The sequence below is a fragment of the Bacillus sp. MM2020_4 genome (assembly GCF_011250555.1).
In the GTDB taxonomy this organism is placed as follows: domain Bacteria; phylum Bacillota; class Bacilli; order Bacillales; family Cytobacillaceae; genus Neobacillus.
Genome location: NZ_JAANMZ010000132.1, coordinates 1 through 255, shown reverse-complemented (window position 1 = coordinate 255; position 255 = coordinate 1). Strand labels below are relative to the sequence as shown.

Here is a 255-nt window from a genome sequence, read left to right as displayed (position 1 = left end):
ATTACTCGATGTTTACTTTGCTTCTTCTTACGATTATCTAGTTTTCAAAGAACGATTAAAAAAAGCTTTGAGAGAATTGCACTCTCAAAACTAAACAAACAAGAAACGTCAACCTTATGATCAGTCCGAAAGGACTGCATGTTCCTTAGAAAGGAGGTGATCCAGCCGCACCTTCCGATACGGCTACCTTGTTACGACTTCACCCCAATCATCTGTCCCACCTTAGGCGGCTGGCTCCTTACGGTTACCCCACCG

Annotated in this window: 1 rRNA gene; it reads right to left on the bottom strand. The window is 43.9% G+C overall.

Going from position 1 to position 255, the window contains the following annotated elements:
• Positions 1-149: 149 nt before the first annotated feature.
• Positions 150-255, bottom strand: a 16S ribosomal RNA gene (locus tag G6554_RS25460); the annotation flags it as partial.